Source organism: Streptomyces sp. NPDC058662 (assembly GCF_042716255.1).
In the GTDB taxonomy this organism is placed as follows: domain Bacteria; phylum Actinomycetota; class Actinomycetes; order Streptomycetales; family Streptomycetaceae; genus Streptomyces.
Genome location: NZ_JBHXRU010000002.1, coordinates 217,422 through 234,244 on the forward strand (window position 1 = coordinate 217,422; position 16,823 = coordinate 234,244).

Genomic DNA, 16,823 nt, shown 5'->3' on the forward strand with positions numbered 1-16,823 from the left:
GACTCCTCGACGTCGTGCGTCCCGACCTCATAGGAAGACCCTGACATGCCCGTGAACTACCGCCACGTGCGCACCACGGCCTGGCTCCCTGACGGCCAGGACATCTCCGTCACGGGCCGATACCGGGCCCTGCCCTTCCCCGAGGAGTGGCGCGACAGCGTCCTCGAACTCTGCAACGCCGGCCGCGACAAGGACTCCGAGCCTTGGCGCACGGCCCCCACCCGAGCCCTGGAACAGGCGATCCAGGCCTACGCCCCCGATGTCCTGGCCATGCCGCGGCCTTTTGGCTCCCGCACCGAAGGTGACTCGGCACGCTGGCTGTACGCGGACGCCGACCTTGCCGATCCGCTGCCCCCCGAGGTCCTCGGTACTCTCATCGCCCACTGGCTCCGCGACATCCGTCCCGAACCCGAGCACCGCGGCCTGCTCCGTGAGGTGCGTGCCCAACTCGCCGTGCACACCCCGCAGTGGGAGTCCGTAGGTCGTGAACTCGTCGCGTGTGGCCACACCGACGGGGGCACCGCCGCCCCGGCCGGACACCAGTTCACGCTCACCCCCGACTGGCTGGCCCGCCGCGTGCTCGATCTCGGCCCTTACCCGTTCGAAGGCGGTGCGCTCCGGTTCCGGGCCATGCCTCGCGGGCCCCGCGACAAGGGCGCCGAACTCGTCTCTCAGTCGATTCCGTACGAGCCGGGCGGCTCCAAGGGGACGTGGTGGTTCGCGATCGTCCTCAACATCACCCTGCACACCGTCCCCTTCGACCCCCTCCCCCGCTACCACCTGCACTGGAGCATCCGCCGTTGGGCGACCCGCGTGAGCGGAAAGAGCGGGCGCCTGCACCTTCCCTATGGCAGCCGCACGACCGTACTGCTGCGCCCCAGGGTTCCTGTCCTCCCCGGCGTGCCGCTGAGCGAACGCTTCGCCGTTGCTCAGCTGGAGCGGTACCGCGACCGTGAGACGGGCACCTTCTCGGAGCGCTGGTCACACGGCGGCCCCGCCAAACTCCTCGGTGGAGTCGTCCTCGGTGACGAACTGCCCGGTGTCGACGACCTGCTCACCTCTCCCGAAAAGTGGCTCACCGACGGGATGCGTGCCAGCATCGTCTACCGCACGGCGATGGGCCGTCACGAGGTGGGAGCCGGTCTGATGCCGGACCAGGTCTCCCGGCTCACGGAATGGGCGGAGCAGGCGGTGCCCGAAGGTCTCCGCGCCGCACAGCCCCACTCCCGGTCCATCCTGTCTGGAAATCGCCCGGTCAACGCCCCTCCGACGAACGTGAAGCCCGAGGACAGGACTGCCGATGAGGCGCGCAGGACGGCCGAACGGCGGCGCGCCGCAGCCCTCGCGGTCTCTGCCTACAACGGCCCCGACGAAGACGACAGGCCCGTCCTCGAACTTCAGCTGGTGTGGCAGACCTCCGAGCTGCGGGAGACCACGATCTCGGCACTCGTGGAGCTGCTCGGTCTGCCCGAGGCAGCGCCCGAACACGACGAGGCGCCCCATCTCGACGCCCGTGCCGAAAGTCCCGTTGTCCTGGAATGGGTCACCTCTGAACTAGCCGTCCGGCTGAACTGTTTCCGGCCCGTCCACCGTCGAGCCGACCACAGCACGGTCTCGTTCACCGACGGCCTGGAGCTCCCCGAAGGACCGCGGCGTCCGGAAGCCGTCGTGTCAGCCGCTCTGTACTCCCGTCGGGCAGAGATCGCCGACTGGCTCAACGGCGTCAAGGGACGTGCGCCGAAGGCGAGCTCGCCTCCCGCGCTCGCGCTGGTAGAAATCGACCGGGCCGACGATTTCGCGAGCACCGAACATGATCCGAAGTTCGCACTGCGACTCGGCTTCGCCGACGCGGGCTACGTCACCCAGTTCCTCGCCGTACCCAAGAAGGTCAAGGGTTACAACACGGTCGACAACCAGCACCACCGCGCCCGCATGGCCTGGGACGACGGGCTGCGCCAGCTCGGCGCACGGGTATATCCCGAACTCGGCATCGCCAGTGGTCTTCCCGGCGGCCTGCGCCATGCGGCCGTCTGGATGGTCCGTAGGAACCGCACCAGTAGGAACCGGTGGGCCACCGATGTACCGGTGGCGGTCCTGGTGACCCCCGAGGGCGCGGGGCTGGCCCGGATCCAGGGGTGGGACCCGAATGCCGACGACGGCGCAGGGGCCTGGGTCCCGTACCCGACCATGCTGATCAGGCTGACCCGGCTCGCCGAGGTACGTCCTCTGCTGCCCGGGCCGCGTGACGAGGAAGACGCCCCCAAGCGCCGAAGCTGGCACACCGACCGCGCCGAACAGCGCCGTCGCGCCGAGGAATGGCTGCAGCGAATCCGCGCCTCTCTCCGGCGCGAACCCACTCTGCTCCTGGCCGAGGCCCAGAACGCCCGCTCCCACTGGACCTGGCTCCAGGACGGCCGTACCGAACCCGACCGCATGCGGGACGGTGAGGCGGATTCCCGGCGCCTCGACCCCGGTCTTCGTCTCGTGCGCGTCCGCACGGGGCGCGGCAGGGAGACCCCACAGTGGTGGGGCGTCCATCCAGGCGGCGGGGCGAACGGCATTGCAGCCGGTTTGTGGCTGCCCGCTGGTCATGGCCCCGATGGGCGGGTCTTCCACTCGGCCAACTCCAAGCCGGTGCAGTTCAAGTCTTCCGCCGTCGAAGCGGACAAGCTCGCGCCACGCCCGATCCGGATGGGCAAGCGCAAGGGTGAGCCCACCATCGACACCGGAATGGTCGGATGGACTCCTGATTTCCTGGAGATCGCAGTCCTCGGCTGCCACCTCGAAGCCGGCGACGCCCCGGAGTCCTTCGCCTCCGCAGTCCACCTGCTCCGGCAGCCCCCGGACTACCCGGAGGCTCTGTCCCTGCCGCTCCCACTGCACTTGGCGGGTCTCGGCCAGGACTACGTGCTGCCGCATCGTGCGTCTCCTGAGACCTCTTCGGAAGTCTCCGAGATCTCTGACCCGGTCAAAGACTCCGACCCTGCACAGGGCCAGGCACCGGGTCTCGAAGAGGAGGCGGACGTAGTCGAGACAGCCGACCAGCTGATGCTGTTCGACAGCTGACCACCCACGGCCAGCACCCGCATCGTGAAACCGACCGGGTGGGTCCCCCCCCCGCCCCGCGACGGCAGAGCGGGGAACGCCTTCGAGAAGATGCGGATCCGAAAGAGTCCGGGTTATGGGTGGTTGGACGGCAATCCGTTGCCGTCTACGCAGGAGGTCCTGCAGCTCCGGCCAGCGGCCGCGCTGGTGGCGGGGCGGGACCGTGAGGACGTAGCAACGCCGTTCGGGGCCGCTCAGAGCAGATGATGAGTGGTGGGCAAAGTAACAGACCGCCGGCGCCACCTCTGCCGTCTACTCCCGCCCCGCCACCACTACATCGCGTTACCCTTCCGGTCGCTCAGATCGTCGCCCGGCCAGCGGAAAGCCTCCATCCGAAGCAGCCTCCGCTGGGGAGAATCTGGGGAGAATGAGGCCCGTTGGGGAGCGGCTGGGGAGGATCGGCCGTACAAACGGGCACCACGGCGAAAGGACCGGAAAGACGGATCGCCGCAGGTCAGGGCAGCTCCCCAGCCGATTGCCGCAGGTCAGCGGTGTGAGGGTGACGACTTCAACATGATCTCCTCGGCCAGTGTGACCGCCATGCCCGCTACCCCCGTATGCCGTGTGATCACTACCGCAACCTCAATCGGTCAGACGTCCGGCTTCCCTCAAGAGTTCCCCGGGGGCGAACCGGAAGCGCCGGACAGGCTTGATCGGGGACGGTCGGCGTGGTCACGGCTCACGCCGACGAGTACCGCTCGTACACCACCGCGCGCACAGCACCCGCCCTCTGCTCGACTGCGGGGCACGCTACCGGCCTTGGCAGGATCGGGTCCCGGTGCGCGGCCCCCGCCCGGGCGCGGGGTCGGGCGGCACGCGTGGCCGCTCCGGGCGCCGCTCCGCCCCGTCCCGGTCACGGCGCGTCCTCCCCGGCCCGTGCGAGGGCGAGCACCCCCGCGCAGACCAGTGCGACGCCCAGCCCCTGCGGGACCAGCCACCACCCGGCGCGCAGCTGTTCCTCGTACAGGACCACGCCCAGGGCCACGCTGACGCTCGCGTCGCCGAGGGTCAGCGCGGGCTGCGAGGCGACCAGGGGGCCGCCCTGCATGGCGTGTCCGAGCAGCAGCAGCGCGCAGATGCCCGTGGCGCCGAAGGCGTACGTCTCCCAGGCCGTCAGGAACGCCCCGGCGCCGCCCTCCTCCAGGACGTGCACCGCCGACTTCATCAGGGCGGCCGTCAGCGCGTAGCAGACGGCTGTGGCGGCGCCGAGGCAGCCGGCCCGCGCCCTGCCGGGCGGTCGGCGCAGTCCGGCACCCGCGAGGGCGGCGACCGCGACCCCGCATGCCACGAGGGCCAGGACCCACCGGCCGAGCGGTACATCGGTACGGTTGCCCGCCGGCGAGGCCGCCGCCAGGGTGATCCCGAGCCCGGCCACCACCCCCGCCACGGCCCGCCACAGGGCGCCGGACAGCCGCTGCCGCGCCATCAGCGAGGCGATGAGCAGCGCGAACGGCAGCTCCAGTACGAAGAGCGGCTGTACGAGGGCCAGCGGGCCGGTGGCCAGCGCCGCCGCCTGCCCCGCCCCGGCGGCGATGACGGCCAGGATGCCGGCGAGCCACAGCGGTCGGCGCAGCAGGTCGAGGATCAGGCCGAGGCGGAAGCCGTCGCTCTGCGGCACGGTGAGGGAGGCCCGGCGCTGGAGCACCGTACCGAGGGCGTTGCTGAAAGCGGCGAACAGCGCGAAGAGGACCGGCAGGACGACGCCCATGGCCCGATCCTCACCGCGCCCGCCGCCCCGGCACCCTCCGACACCACCCCGCGCCGGGGTATTCCCCCGTCCGGCCCCGACGGTCATCGCGCTCCCGTCCGGACCCCGACGGGGCGCGGCGCCCCCGTCTGGCCCCGACAGGGCGCGCCCCCCGTCCCGCCCCGACGGCCGCCGCGCCCCCGTACGAAGGGCCGCTCCCGGTGGGGCTCAGGCGTGGGGGCCGCCGGCGGCCCGGCGCAGGGCCAGTGCGGCGAGGGCCTCCGGGGCGCCGTCCTGGCCGCGGATGCCGGGGAAGGCGTTGATGTCGACGATCAGCGGGCTGCCGGCCCCGGCGTCGATGAGGTCCACCCCGTAGACGTCCAGACCGAACACCGCGCCGACCTTCCGCACCACGGAGGCCCACCCCGGCGGCAGCTCCGCCGGCGGCAACGGCAGGGTCGGGCCGCGTCCGCCGGGCGCGAGTTCGGAGCGGCGCACGGCCGCGAAGAGGCGGTCCCCGATCGCCCAGAGCTTGTGGTCCCAGCCGCTGTTGGGGGCGAAGTCCTGCACGACCACCGGCTCCCGCGGCCAGGCCGCCGCCAGCTCCCGCAGCCGGTCCGCGTCGTCGACGCGGGCCACGAGGTCGCCGCGGCGGCTGAGGCGGCTCTTGACGACGACGGGGGAGGGGAGGTCCGGGGCCGCGGCGGCCCACGTGGCGAAGGAGTCGTGGGTCAGGGTGGCGGCGAACGGAAGGCCGGCTTCCAGGGCGAGCTCCGCCATCCGCGTCCGGTCCTGGCACAGCGCGGTGGCGGAGGCGGAGTTCACCACGGGCGCCCCCCGCCGCTCCAGGTACCGGGCCAGCCCCAGGGCGGCGGGCGTCCTGGACTTCAGCAGGTACACGTCGGCGAGCGGCAGCGGAACCGTTCCGGGGGCGAGTGGGTCGAGCGCCTCGACGACGTGCTCCGGGGTCAGCAGCGCGGTGGCGGCCGCCAGCAGGGGATGCTCCGGTTCCGGGGTGATCAGGCCGATCCTCACGCGCCCTCGCCCGCCCGCGCCGGCACCTGCAGCGCAACCGGCGCCGACGCCTGCGCCGGAATCGACAGGGGCGGAGCGTACGGTGCGGCCGCGGCCGCGGGCGGTGTCGCCGAGCCGCCGCCGGCTCCGGCCAGATTCAGCACCGCCCGGGCGACCCGCGCCGCCGCGTCCGGTACCTGGCGGAAGCTCGGGAAGTCGTTCACGTCGACGACCACCGGCCCGTCCGGACCGAGCAGCACGTCCACCCCGTAGAGGTCGAGCCCGTACACCGAACCCACCCGGGCCGCGATCTCCTCCACCTCCGGCGACAGCGGCACCCGCCGCTCCCGTACCGAGGGGTCCGGGTGCAGCGGGGAGCAGCGCTCGGTGGCGAAGAACTCGCCGCCGACCCCGTACACCTTGATGTCCGTGCCGGAGTTGGGCACGTACGGCTGGGCGATGAGCATGGCCTCGCCGACGAGCAGCGCGAGCACCGCCTCCAGCCGCTCCGGCGAGGGGACCAGGTGCACGGCGCGGCCGGAGCTGCCGTCCGCCGGCTTCACGACGAGCGGGTACTGGGCGTCCGGTATCTCCCGGAGCAGCTCGGGGCGGGCCACGGCGTAGGTGGGCGGTACGGGCAGCCCGCGGCCGTGGCCGATGGCGGCCGCCAGCGCCTTGTCCCGCACCCCGCGGATCGAGCGGGCGTCGTTGACCGTGGTGATGCCGGCCGACGCGGCGGCTTCGAGCAGGGTCAGTCCCGGTCCGCCGGAGACGGTCTTGAGCACCCAGGCGTCGTGCGCGCCGGTGTCCAGCGTCCGCGACATGCGCAACAGCGAGCCGCCCGGCCGGATCACGTCGATCCGGTGTCCCCACGCGGTGAGCTGCCGTATCACCTCGTTGGGCATGCCGTCGTGGCGGTAGTGCTCCTCCACCAGGAAGCAGAGCCTCATGGACCTTCCCCGATTTCCCCGGACGTCCGCCGATTCCGTCCGGCGAGTTGTGACGTCACAGGATGTCATGAGCCCCAATGTGACGATCGGTCCGGCTCCGTCCATTCCCTGAGACACAGGCCCCGGAATTGGTCGGAAACTGCTCCACATCGACTTCAAGCGGTCGTTACAGAACGTGATAGTTGCCCAGGGCTATCCAAAACGATCAGCAACTCTCTTATAGTTGGCCCTCGTTACTCACAGGAACCCTCTCTTCCATATACGCCCGGTTTGAGGCTTTGATTGATGACGGCGTCGCCCTCCCCCCTTCGCCCCTCCGCCCTCGCCCTGCTGCTGACCGCAGCGGTCGGCGGCGCGTTCTCCACGGCGGCGGTGGCCGCGGCCCCGTCCTCCGTCGCCGTGCCCCTGGCATGGTTCTCCGCCTCCGGCGTGCTGCTGCTGTCCGTGGCGGCCTTCGCGGTCACCTGGACGGCGCGCACCGCCCGGCTGCTGCGGAGCCGGCTCTCCGGCCTCACCGCCGAACTCGGCGCCCGTGACGCGTACATCGCCCGCCTGACCGCCGACGCCGCGCGTGAGGCGGCCGCCCGCGCCGCCGAACGCGGCCGGCTCACCGCCGCGCACGCCGCCGAACTGGAGCGGCTCACCGGCGCGCACGCCGCCGAGCTCGACCAGCTGGCCGCCGCGCAGGCGGTCTCCCGCGAACGCCTCGCCAACCAGTTGCGGCGCGCGGAGTCCGGACGGGCCGCGGCGATGGCCGCCGCCGCCAACGCGGCCGGCCGCATGCAGGCCCTCGCCACCGGAATGCTGGCCGACCTGCGCGACATGGAGCACCGCCACGCCGACGAGGACGTCCTCGGCGACCTGCTCCACCTCGACCACCGGACGGCCCAGGCGGGCCGCCTCGCCGACTCCATCGCCGTACTCACCGGGGCCCGTTCGGGCCGCCGCTGGGCGAAGCCGATCGTGATGGAATCGATTCTGCGCGGTGCGATGGGGCGTATCGGCGGCTACCAGCGGGTCCGGTCGCACTCCACCAGCGACGCCGCCGTCGCCGGGCACGCGGCCGAGGGCGTCATGCACGCCCTCGCCGAACTGCTCGACAACGCGGCGAACTTCTCCCCGCCGACCGCCGAGGTCCACGTCTACGTGGAGGAGGTGCCGGCCGGGATCATCATCACCGTCGAGGACAGCGGTCTGGTGATGAGCGAGGTCCAGCTGCGACGCGCCCAACAGGCCGTGTCCGCCGAGTCACTGGACCTGGCCGGCCTCTCCGGCACCCGGCTCGGCCTCGCCGTGGTCGGCCGCCTCGCCCGCAAGCACGGCCTGACGGTCTCCTTCCGGCCCTCCGCGCGCGGAGGTACGGGAGCGCTGATGATGCTCCCGCAGGACCTGATCAGCCGTACTCCGGAGGGGACCGCGGCCGCACCGGAGGAGACCGCGGTGACCCGCGCGACCCCCGCCCCCGCCCCCGCCCTCACGGCGCCGGCGACCCCGGCCGCGCTGCCCGCACCGCCGGCCGCCGCGGAGCCCGACGCCGTGCACGACACCGCGGCCGCGCACGACACCGCCGCCGCGCACGACACCGCCCCCGCGCACCGCACCGCGGACGCGCACGGCACCGCCACCGCACACCGCGGCAACGCGCCCGGCGAGCCCGACGCCAAGTCCGCGCGCGACCGCGACCGTGCGCGGACCGCGGACTACGGTGCGGCGCCCGCCGACGCCACCCCCGCACCGCCGCCGCCCGCCACCGCGGCCCCCGCCGCGGACGCGGCCTCGGCCGAGGGCGGCCTCCCGCAGCGCAGGCGGGGCCGGACCCTGGCCGCCGCCCACCCCGAGTGGCCCGACGCCGCCGGCCCCGGCACCCGTACGACCGCCCCCGGGTCCGGCGCCGGGCCCGCCCCCGCCGGCGCGTCACGGTCGGCCGCCCGCTTCGGGAGCTTCCGCCAGGCGGTCCGCGGAGCCGCCGCCACGACACCCGCACCGCCTGAACCGTCCCCGAACCCCCCGCACCCGGAAGGCAACACGGAATGACCGGCTCCACCACCGACGAGACGCTCAGCTGGCTCCTGGAAGGGCTCCTCGAACGCACCCCCGGCGCCCGCCACGCCCTCGTGCTCTCCCGCGACGGCCTCAAGCTGTGCCGTACCCCGGAGCTCTCCGTCGACCAGGCCGACCAGCTCGCCGCCATCGCCGCCGGTATCCAGAGCCTCTCGCACGGGGCGTCCATCGAGTTCGGTGACGGGACCGGCGGCGTCCGCTCCGCCATGGCCGAGTTCTACGGCGGGCTGCTCTTCATCGTCGAGGCTGGCGAGGGCGCGCACCTCGCGCTCGTCGCCGCCGAGGACGCCGACGCGGGCCTGGTCGGCCACAACATGTCCGAGCTGGTCGAGCAGATCGGCGAACACCTCGTCGCCCGGCCCAGGGGATGAGTAGGAGCAGACCGGGCCGGGACGACTCCCCGGACCGGCTGTACACGCTCACCGGCGGCCGCAGCCGCGCCGGTTCCGACGCGTTCGACCTGGTCACGCTGATCGTCACCGAGTCCGACCCGGTCCCCGGCATGCAGTCGGAGCACGCGGTGATCCTGCGCATGTGCCGCTTCCCGACAGCCGTCGTGGAGATCGCCGCCGAGCTGGGCCTGCCGGTGTCGATCGTCCGCATCCTCCTCGCCGATCTGCTCGGCACCGGGCGCATCAGCGCCCGGCACCCGCGCACCACCACGTTCCGCCTTCCCGAACCCGAAATCCTGGAGCAGGTGCTCGTTGGACTCCGCAACCTCTGACCAGAGCGAACCCCGCCAGACCCTGCAGAGCACCGCCGACAACGGTCTGAAGATCGTCATCGTCGGCGGATTCGGCGTCGGCAAGACGACCATGGTCCGCTCGGTCAGCGAGATCCGCCCGCTGAACACCGAAGAGACGATGACCAAGGCGGGCGAGCTCGTCGACCGCACGGACGGAGTCGCCTCGAAGACCGCCACCACCGTGGCCTTCGACTTCGGCCGCATCACCCTCGACGCCCGCAACGTGCTGTACCTCTTCGGCGCCCCGGGGCAGGAGCGCTTCTGGTTCCTGTGGGACCGCCTCTTCGCCGGCACCCTCGGCGCCGTCGTCCTCGTCGACACCCGCCGCCTCGCCGACTCCTGGTACGCCATCGACCGCCTCGAACACCACGGCACGCCCTTCGTGGTGGCCTGCAACGACTTCGGTGGCGCCGAGCACACCCCGCAGGAGATCCGCGCGGCCCTCGACCTGCCCGCCGGCGTCCCGCTCGTGTTCTGCGACGCCCGCTCCCGCGAGTCCAGCAAGCAGGTCCTGATCTCCCTCGTTCAGCATCTCCAGACGGCCCTTGCGCCCAGCCCGCCGAAGACCCCGGAGCCCACCCCGTGACCTGCCCCGCCGCCCCCGAGCACCGGCCCGTCTATCTCGGCGGCCCCCGGTTCCAGACCGAACCGACCGAGCTGTACCGCGAGATGCGCCGCGACCACGGCGCCGTCGCCCCCGTGGTCCTCGACGGCGACGTACCGGCCTGGCTGGTGCTCGGCTACCGCGAGCTGCACCAGGTCACCAGCGACCCGGTGCTCTTCTCCCGCGACTCCGACCTGTGGAACCAGTGGGACCGCATCCCCGCCGACTGGCCGCTCCTGCCGATGATCGGCCGCAAGCAGCCCTCCATCCTCTACACCGTCGGCGCCCGCCACAGCGAGCGCGCCGCCGTGATCTCCGAGGCCCTGGAGTCGGTGGACCCCTTCGAACTCAAGGGCCACGCCGAACGGTTCGCCGACGAGCTGATCGACGCCCTGTGCGGCAAGGGCGCCTGCGACATCGTCGGCGAGTACGCGATGCTCCTGCCGCTGCGCGTGCTCGCCCGCATCTACGGCTTCTCCGACGACCAGGGCCCCGGCCTCGTCACCGCCATGAACGACATGATCAACGGCCGGGAGGGCGCCCTGGACGGCCAACGCCACCTCGGCGGTTCCATGTACGCGCTGCTCGCCGCCAAGCAGGCCGAGCCCGGCCCGGACGTCGTCTCGCGGATGCTCGCCAACCGGGCCGGATTCACCGTGGACGAGATCGCCCAGGACCTCATGGTGATGATGGCCGCCGGCCACCAGCCCACCGCGGACTGGATCGGCAACACGCTGCGCCTGATGCTCACCGACGACCGCTTCGCGGCCTCCCTCGCGGGCGGCCGGCACAGCGTCGGGGAGGCCATGAACGAGGTGCTGTGGGAGGACACCCCCACCCAGAACGTGGCCGGGCGCTGGACCTCCCGCGACACCCACCTCGGGGGTCGGCGCATCGCCCGCGGCGACCTGCTGCTGCTCGGCCTGGCCGCCGCCAACGCCGACCCGCACGTGCGCACCGACGCCGGAGCGCTCACCGGCGGCAACAACGCGTTCTTCTCCTTCGGCCACGGGGAGCACCGCTGCCCGTTCCCGGCCCAGGAGGTCGCCGAGGTCATCGCGCGCACCGGGATCGAGGTCCTCCTGGACCGGCTGCCCGACGTCGACCTCGCCGTGCCCGCGGCCGCGCTCGCCCGCCGCCCCTCGCCGTGGCTGCGGGGCCTGTCCGAACTCCCCGTGACCTACACCCCGACCCCCGCCCTTGGAGCCATGCGATGACGTGCCCGATCGACCACTCAGGTACCCGTGGGCCTGCCGCCATCACGCTGGACCCCTTCGTCACCGACCTCGCCGGGGAGAGCGCCGTACTGCGCGCCGCCGGACCGCTGGTACGGGTCGTCCTGCCGGGCGGCGTGGGCGTCTACGCCGTCACCCGCCACGCCGAGGCCCGCAAGCTGCTGACGGACTCCCGGATCGTCAAGGACATCGGCGCGTGGGGTGCCTGGCAGCGCGGCGAGATACCGATGGACTGGCCGCTGATCGGGCTCGCCAACCCCGGCCGCTCCATGCTCACCGTCGACGGTGACGAGCACCGGCGCCTGCGCACCCTGGTGGCACAGGCGCTGACGGTCCGCCGGGTGGAGAAGCTGCGGGCCGGCATCGAAGCGCTGACCACCGGCATGCTCGACCGGCTGGCGCAGCTGCCGGCCGGCGAGCGCGTCGACCTCAAGGCCGAGTTCGCGTACCCGCTCCCGATGAACGTCATCAGCGAGCTGATGGGCGTGGACGCCGCCGACCACCCGAGGCTCAAGGCACTGTTCGAGAAGTTCTTCTCGACACAGACGCTGCCCGAGGAGGTGCCGCAGATGATGGCGGACCTCGGCGCGCTGTTCTCGCGCATCGTGGAGTCCAAGCGGGAGAACCCGGGCGACGACCTCACCAGTGCCCTGATCGCCGCCTCGGAGGACGGCGACCACCTCAGCACGGAGGAGATCACCAACACCCTCCAGCTGATGGTCGCGGCCGGTCACGAGACCACCATCAGCCTGATCGTGAACGCGGTCGTCGCGCTGGAGACCCACCCCGAGCAGCGCGCGCTGGTCCTCAAGGGCGAAGTGCCCTGGGAGAACGTCATCGAGGAGACCCTGCGCTGGTCCACGCCGACCTCGCACGTCCTGATCCGGTTCGCCGCCGAGGACGTCGAGGTGGGCGACCGGATCCTGCCGAAGGGCGAGGGGCTCATCGTCTCCTTCGGGGCCATCGGCCGCGACGAGGAGCAGCACGGCGACACGGCGGGGGAGTTCGACGCCACCCGTACCCCGAACCGGCACATCTCCTTCGGCCACGGCCCGCACGTCTGCCCGGGGGCCGCGCTGTCCCGCCTGGAGGCCCTGGTGGCCCTGCCGGCCCTGTACGCGCGCTTCCCGGACCTCACGCTGGCCGTGTCACCGCAGGAGCTGCGCAACAAGCCGATCCTGACCCAGAACGACCTCTTCGAGCTGCCGGTCCGGCTGGCCTGACGGATCCCCGACGGCCGGACGGGCCGCTTCGGCCCGTCCCCCCTCCCCCCTCCCGGCCCGGAGAAATTCGCATGTGCGGTCGTCCCGCCTCCTGTTAGGTTCATCGCGTGCCGAAGCTGAATCAGATCATCGCAGTGGAAAAGGGCGTCAAGTCCAAGTCCCTCCAAGAGCTCTCCCAGGCTCACCACGACGTCCAGAAGCCCGCCCTGCTGGCCGGGATCTCCCGGACCTACCAGCCCAAGGACGAGGAGGGCGAGCAGCTGCCGCCCGAGTCCACCCGGGTGCAGGTCAAGGCGGAGGACGTGCTCCGGGCGACGGCCGGCACGCTGACGCGGCTGTTCGACGTGACGGCGACCAAGGACTGGGCGAACCGCACCGCGGTGGCCGACGTGGTCGTCGACGGGACCGTCCTGCTGGCGCAGGTGCCCGTGCCCTACCTGCTCTTCCTGGAGAAGCAGCTGACGGACATGCACACCTTCGTGCGGAAGCTGCCCGTACTGGACGCCTCCGAGTCCTGGAACCTGGACCCGTCCACGGACTCCTGGAAGACTGACCCGGTACGCACGATCCGCACCAAGAAGGTGCCGCGCAACCACGTCAAGGCCGAGGCCACCGATAAGCACCCGGCGCAGGTCGAGGTCTACTACGAGGACGTGCCGGTCGGGTACTGGACGACGGTGAAGTTCTCCGGCGCGCTGCCCGCCCGCCGGGTGAACGAGCTGCTCGACCGCGTGGAGAAGCTCCAGCAGGCCGTCAAGTTCGCCCGCGAGGAGGCCAACAGCACCGAGGTCACCGACCAGCGGGTGGGCGACGCGGTGTTCGGCTACCTGTTCAGGTAGCCCCGAAATCGCCCTCCGTCGCGAGCGGGGGGTGCGCGAGAGCGCAAGCTGAAACTGATGTTGAAGCTGATACAGGGGTGTCAGTTGGGGGTTCGAATCCCTCCCCCGGCACTGCGTGCCTGGGTGGCCCAAGCCTGGCAGAGGCGGCCCCGTAAATCTCAGATTCTCGCTCCAGTCTCAGTATTCGCCGCCGAACACCGGATCGACCGAGCGCGGGCGATCATCGACGGATGGGGGTTCAAGTCCCTCCTGCGCCTCTCTCGTGGCGCGGTAGTTCAAAGGCAGAACACGTCGGTCTCAATATGATCCGCGGCTCTTAAACGCCGCCGGTGTGCGCAATTGGGTGGCAAGCAGGGGCCCGGGAGCTGGACATGCTCCCGGGCCCTGTCACATGTCCGCGCTGTACCGCACTACACCGGTACGGACACGAACGCCCTGCCCGCCTCGTTCTCGACCACGACCGCCTCGACGTCGCCGGGGGCCACGGCCGCCGAGCCGTCCAGCGCGGCCCCCTTGCCCTCGCCGTTCTCCTGGCCGCCGACGACCCAGCCGCCCGCGACCGTGCGCGTCCCGTCCGCGGAGACCACGACCAGCCGGCACCGCTCGCCCGGCGGCACACCGGTGACCGCCGCGTGCACCCGTACCCACTTCGCGGCAGGCGTCATCCGTACGGTCATCCGCGCCCCCGTGCCCCGGTCGGTCGCGGAGGCGACCTTGGTCCCCGGTACGGGCGCCACCGGCGACGCCGAGGACGTCGGAGCGGGCGGCGGCGGAAGAGCGAGGCCCGCCCGCTCACCGGTGCCCCACTGCGTACCGGCCCAGAACACGGCGGCCAGGGAGGCCGCCGCGGCCAGTCCCGCGAGCCCCGCCCGGCGGCGCCGCGCACCGTCCCGTTCCCCGCGCATCTGGCGGAGCGTCCGCTGGAGCAGCAGGTCCCCGCCCTGCGGCGGGCCGTCGAGGAACGCCTCGCCGGGCACCTCGCCCAGAGCCGCCTCCATCTCACGCAACGCGGCCACCTCTTCCCGGCACCGCGGGCATCCCGCCGTGTGCTCCTCGATCCGGCGCGCTTCCTCCTCGTCGAGGACGCCGAGCACGTACGGGCCGAGCAGTTCCTCCTCGTGCAGCTGCCGGTTCATGCCACCACCTCACGCAGTCCGGCGGGCTGCTGGGGCGGCCTGCCCGATCGTTTGCCTTCTCTGTTACCGCTGTCCCTGCCGCCGCCGGCCACGAACACCTCGCGCAGCGCCTTGAGCGCGTAGTGCGAGCGCGACTTGACCGTACCCGCCGGGATACCGAGCGTGTCGGCGGCCTCGGCCACGCTGAGCTGCCGGTAGTACAACTCGGTCAGTACGTCGCGGTGTTCCGGGGACAGCTGGTCGAGGGCCCCCAGGACCGTCATGCTGTCGACCACCGCGTCGGCGTGGTCCCCCTCCACCGGGGGCGCCGCCGACGCCCCGGAGACCTCCGGCGGGCGCGCGGCCCTGGCCCGGTAGCGGTCGGTGATGATGTTGCGGGCCACCGTGAGCAGCCAGCCGCGTACCGAGCCCTTCCCGTTCACCAGGACGTCGGCGTGCCGCCAGGCCCGGATCAGCGTCTCCTGGACGACGTCCTCGGCGGCGGCCCGGTCTCCCGTCAGCCGCGTCGCGTACGCGAGCAGGGCGTGGCCGTGCTCCTCGTACACCGACTTGATCAGCGCCTCGTCGGTCGAGCCCCGCCGAGCGCGGGGCCGCAGTGGTCCGGCCATCTCACCCTCTCCGTCCTCCTCGCTGGGTAGTGCGAACGGAACACGCCTTACGGGCCGGCGCGGTTCAGGTGACGTACGTCACTCAGATCCGGCAGGCACGGCCCTCGTTGAGGCACAGGACGACCTGGGCCATCTGCTCCTCGCTCATCGCGTTCACGAACATGGCGTGGTCCGTCTCGGGGCTGTGCCGCTGCTCGGGGAAGGAGTCGAGGGCGATCGGGGCGTCCGGGGGGACCTCGTGGGCCAGCGTGATCCGCAACTCGGGCACGGGGAAGGTGTCCTGCGGGCAGACGCCGTTCGCCGCGGGGAACCGCAGGTGCGAACGGTGGCCGGCCGAGGCGGTGTCGAGGCCGTTCCAGCAGCTGGGGAAGGTGAGGGTACGGGTGACCCGGTCGCCGACGGGGCAGCGCGGGTAGCGGGTGGTGGCGCGGCCCGGGGCGCCGGAGCAGCCCCAGCGGGCCCGCACGTCGGCGTCGACGCCCCCCGTGAACGCCACCGCGTCACCGGTCAGCGCGCGCAGGAAGCGCGGCATCGGCACCACCTTGCCCACCGGGCTGCCCCGGAACTCCAGCAGCACCGAGGCCTCCCGCAGGATCTCGCCCGCGTTGCCGTGCCCGGCCGCGCCCTCGTGCGCCCGCGTGCCCCGACGGTCCGTGCGGCGCAGGACGGGCCAGTAGTAGGTGGAGCGGTCGCCGCCGCGGCAGGTCGTGGCGGCCGCGTCCAGGGAGGCGTCGGTCGCCATCGCGTCCGCGGACAGGTTCCCCACGTACGCGTGGGTGTGGTGCGCTCCCGACCGCAGCCCGGGGGAGACCACCAGGTTGTCCTCGTTGTAGTGGCCCTCCTCGTTGCGGCCGCAGTCCACCCGTACCGTGCCCGTCGAGGCGTCTGGTCCGGCGGCCGGGGCGGGTGACGTTTCCCGCGGGACTTCGCGTACGCGTACGGGGTCGGCCGCCGCCGCGCCCTCCGCCGCGCCCAACGGGGTTCCGGCCCGCGGGCCGGCCACGCCCGAGGCGCTCACCGCCGCGGCGGTCAGCCCGACGCCCAGGGCCAGGCAGACGACGAGCGCGAGCAGTCGGTTCTCGATCCCCATGGCGGCCACGGTCACCGGTGGCGTCGGCGACGTCAACCCGGCGCCCTAGGGCGGGCGTCGGCGGGCGGGTGTCGGCGGGCGGGTATCGGCGGGGCCCGGGTCCCCCGCAACCTTTCACCACGCATGCCTGTTTATACGTAAAAGCCACCATCTCGCGCGGGTACCCTCGTCACCCGAAGGAGCACCCCTCCGTGACAGCTGCCAATCCCCTTCTGCTCCGGGTGATCCGGGAGACGGGCCTGACCTACGCGGCCCTGGCCCACCGGCTCAACGCCAGTGCCCGCGCGGCCGGCCTCAGCACCGCCTACGACCGCACCTCCATCGCCCACTGGATCCGCGGCAGTACGCCCCGCGACCCGCTTCCGGGCCTGCTCTGCGAGATCCTCTCGCGGCACCTCGGCCGGCCCGTCGGCCCCGCCGACATCGGCATGGGGCACACCCCTCCGTCCGGTCCGCGCACCCGCGCCGCGGACCTGCTCGCCGGGGTCCCGGGACTGCGCCCCCAGTCGTCCCGGCGCCGCCGGGA

General features: G+C 72.6%; 14 protein-coding genes and 1 pseudogene. 9 read left to right on the forward strand and 6 right to left on the reverse strand.

Features of this window, described 5'->3' with window-relative positions; translation table 11 throughout:
• The first annotated feature begins 45 nt into the window (after positions 1-45).
• Entirely contained in the window at positions 46-3,066 is a 3,021-nt protein-coding gene (locus tag ACFWUQ_RS02070) for a pPIWI_RE module domain-containing protein (RefSeq protein WP_384531617.1), read from the forward strand.
• 892 nt (positions 3,067-3,958) lie between these two features.
• Here ACFWUQ_RS02070 and ACFWUQ_RS02075 read toward each other — a convergent pair.
• The 3 genes from ACFWUQ_RS02075 to ACFWUQ_RS02085 all read right to left on the reverse strand — a co-directional run bounded on the left by ACFWUQ_RS02075 (position 3,959) and on the right by ACFWUQ_RS02085 (position 6,756).
• On the reverse strand, positions 3,959-4,813 hold the full coding sequence (locus ACFWUQ_RS02075; RefSeq protein WP_384531619.1) for a DMT family transporter: 855 nt from the start codon (positions 4,811-4,813) through the stop codon (positions 3,959-3,961).
• 207 nt (positions 4,814-5,020) lie between these two features.
• The gene (locus tag ACFWUQ_RS02080) at positions 5,021-5,827 is read right to left on the reverse strand and encodes a RimK family alpha-L-glutamate ligase (RefSeq protein WP_384531620.1); all 807 of its coding nucleotides are present in this window, start codon (positions 5,825-5,827) and stop codon (positions 5,021-5,023) included.
• Positions 5,824-6,756 (reverse strand): RimK family alpha-L-glutamate ligase, encoded by a 933-nt coding sequence (locus ACFWUQ_RS02085; protein WP_384531621.1) that lies wholly within the window; start codon positions 6,754-6,756, stop codon positions 5,824-5,826. The genes ACFWUQ_RS02080 and ACFWUQ_RS02085 overlap by 4 nt, the downstream gene beginning before the upstream one ends.
• A gap of 285 nt (positions 6,757-7,041) precedes the next feature.
• Here ACFWUQ_RS02085 and ACFWUQ_RS02090 point away from each other — a divergent pair, with 285 nt between their 5' ends.
• From ACFWUQ_RS02090 to ACFWUQ_RS02120, 7 genes are all read left to right on the forward strand, one after another.
• Entirely contained in the window at positions 7,042-8,790 is a 1,749-nt protein-coding gene (locus tag ACFWUQ_RS02090; RefSeq protein WP_384531623.1) for a sensor histidine kinase, read from the forward strand.
• Complete coding sequence (locus ACFWUQ_RS02095) at positions 8,787-9,188, forward strand: roadblock/LC7 domain-containing protein (RefSeq protein WP_384531624.1); 402 nt, start codon at positions 8,787-8,789, stop codon at positions 9,186-9,188. Before ACFWUQ_RS02090 ends, ACFWUQ_RS02095 begins: the two co-directional genes overlap by 4 nt.
• Positions 9,185-9,541, forward strand: a complete 357-nt coding sequence (locus ACFWUQ_RS02100) for a DUF742 domain-containing protein (RefSeq protein ID WP_384531625.1) — start codon at positions 9,185-9,187, stop codon at positions 9,539-9,541. The genes ACFWUQ_RS02095 and ACFWUQ_RS02100 overlap by 4 nt, the downstream gene beginning before the upstream one ends.
• Entirely contained in the window at positions 9,522-10,148 is a 627-nt protein-coding gene (locus ACFWUQ_RS02105) for an ATP/GTP-binding protein (RefSeq protein ID WP_384531626.1), read from the forward strand. The genes ACFWUQ_RS02100 and ACFWUQ_RS02105 overlap by 20 nt, the downstream gene beginning before the upstream one ends.
• Positions 10,145-11,383, forward strand: coding sequence for a cytochrome P450 (locus ACFWUQ_RS02110; protein ID WP_384531627.1), 1,239 nt, complete (start codon positions 10,145-10,147; stop codon positions 11,381-11,383). Before ACFWUQ_RS02105 ends, ACFWUQ_RS02110 begins: the two co-directional genes overlap by 4 nt.
• Complete coding sequence (locus ACFWUQ_RS02115; protein ID WP_384531629.1) at positions 11,380-12,624, forward strand: cytochrome P450; 1,245 nt, start codon at positions 11,380-11,382, stop codon at positions 12,622-12,624. Before ACFWUQ_RS02110 ends, ACFWUQ_RS02115 begins: the two co-directional genes overlap by 4 nt.
• 107 nt (positions 12,625-12,731) lie before the next feature.
• Positions 12,732-13,463, forward strand: coding sequence for a hypothetical protein (locus ACFWUQ_RS02120; RefSeq protein ID WP_384531631.1), 732 nt, complete (start codon positions 12,732-12,734; stop codon positions 13,461-13,463).
• A 410-nt stretch (positions 13,464-13,873) separates the two neighbouring features.
• On the opposite strand, the gene ACFWUQ_RS02125 is transcribed toward ACFWUQ_RS02120, so the two are convergent.
• The 3 genes from ACFWUQ_RS02125 to ACFWUQ_RS02135 all read right to left on the reverse strand — a co-directional run bounded on the left by ACFWUQ_RS02125 (position 13,874) and on the right by ACFWUQ_RS02135 (position 16,297).
• The gene (locus ACFWUQ_RS02125; RefSeq protein ID WP_384531632.1) at positions 13,874-14,599 is read right to left on the reverse strand and encodes an anti-sigma factor family protein; all 726 of its coding nucleotides are present in this window, start codon (positions 14,597-14,599) and stop codon (positions 13,874-13,876) included.
• Positions 14,596-15,207, reverse strand: a complete 612-nt coding sequence (locus tag ACFWUQ_RS02130) for a sigma-70 family RNA polymerase sigma factor (RefSeq protein ID WP_384531634.1) — start codon at positions 15,205-15,207, stop codon at positions 14,596-14,598. The genes ACFWUQ_RS02125 and ACFWUQ_RS02130 overlap by 4 nt, the downstream gene beginning before the upstream one ends.
• Positions 15,208-15,289: 82 nt before the next feature.
• Positions 15,290-16,297, reverse strand: coding sequence for a DUF1996 domain-containing protein (locus ACFWUQ_RS02135; RefSeq protein WP_384531636.1), 1,008 nt, complete (start codon positions 16,295-16,297; stop codon positions 15,290-15,292).
• 191 nt (positions 16,298-16,488) lie between these two features.
• Between ACFWUQ_RS02135 and ACFWUQ_RS02140 the strand changes: the two are divergent.
• Positions 16,489-16,823, forward strand: a pseudogene (locus tag ACFWUQ_RS02140) (hypothetical protein); the annotation flags it as partial.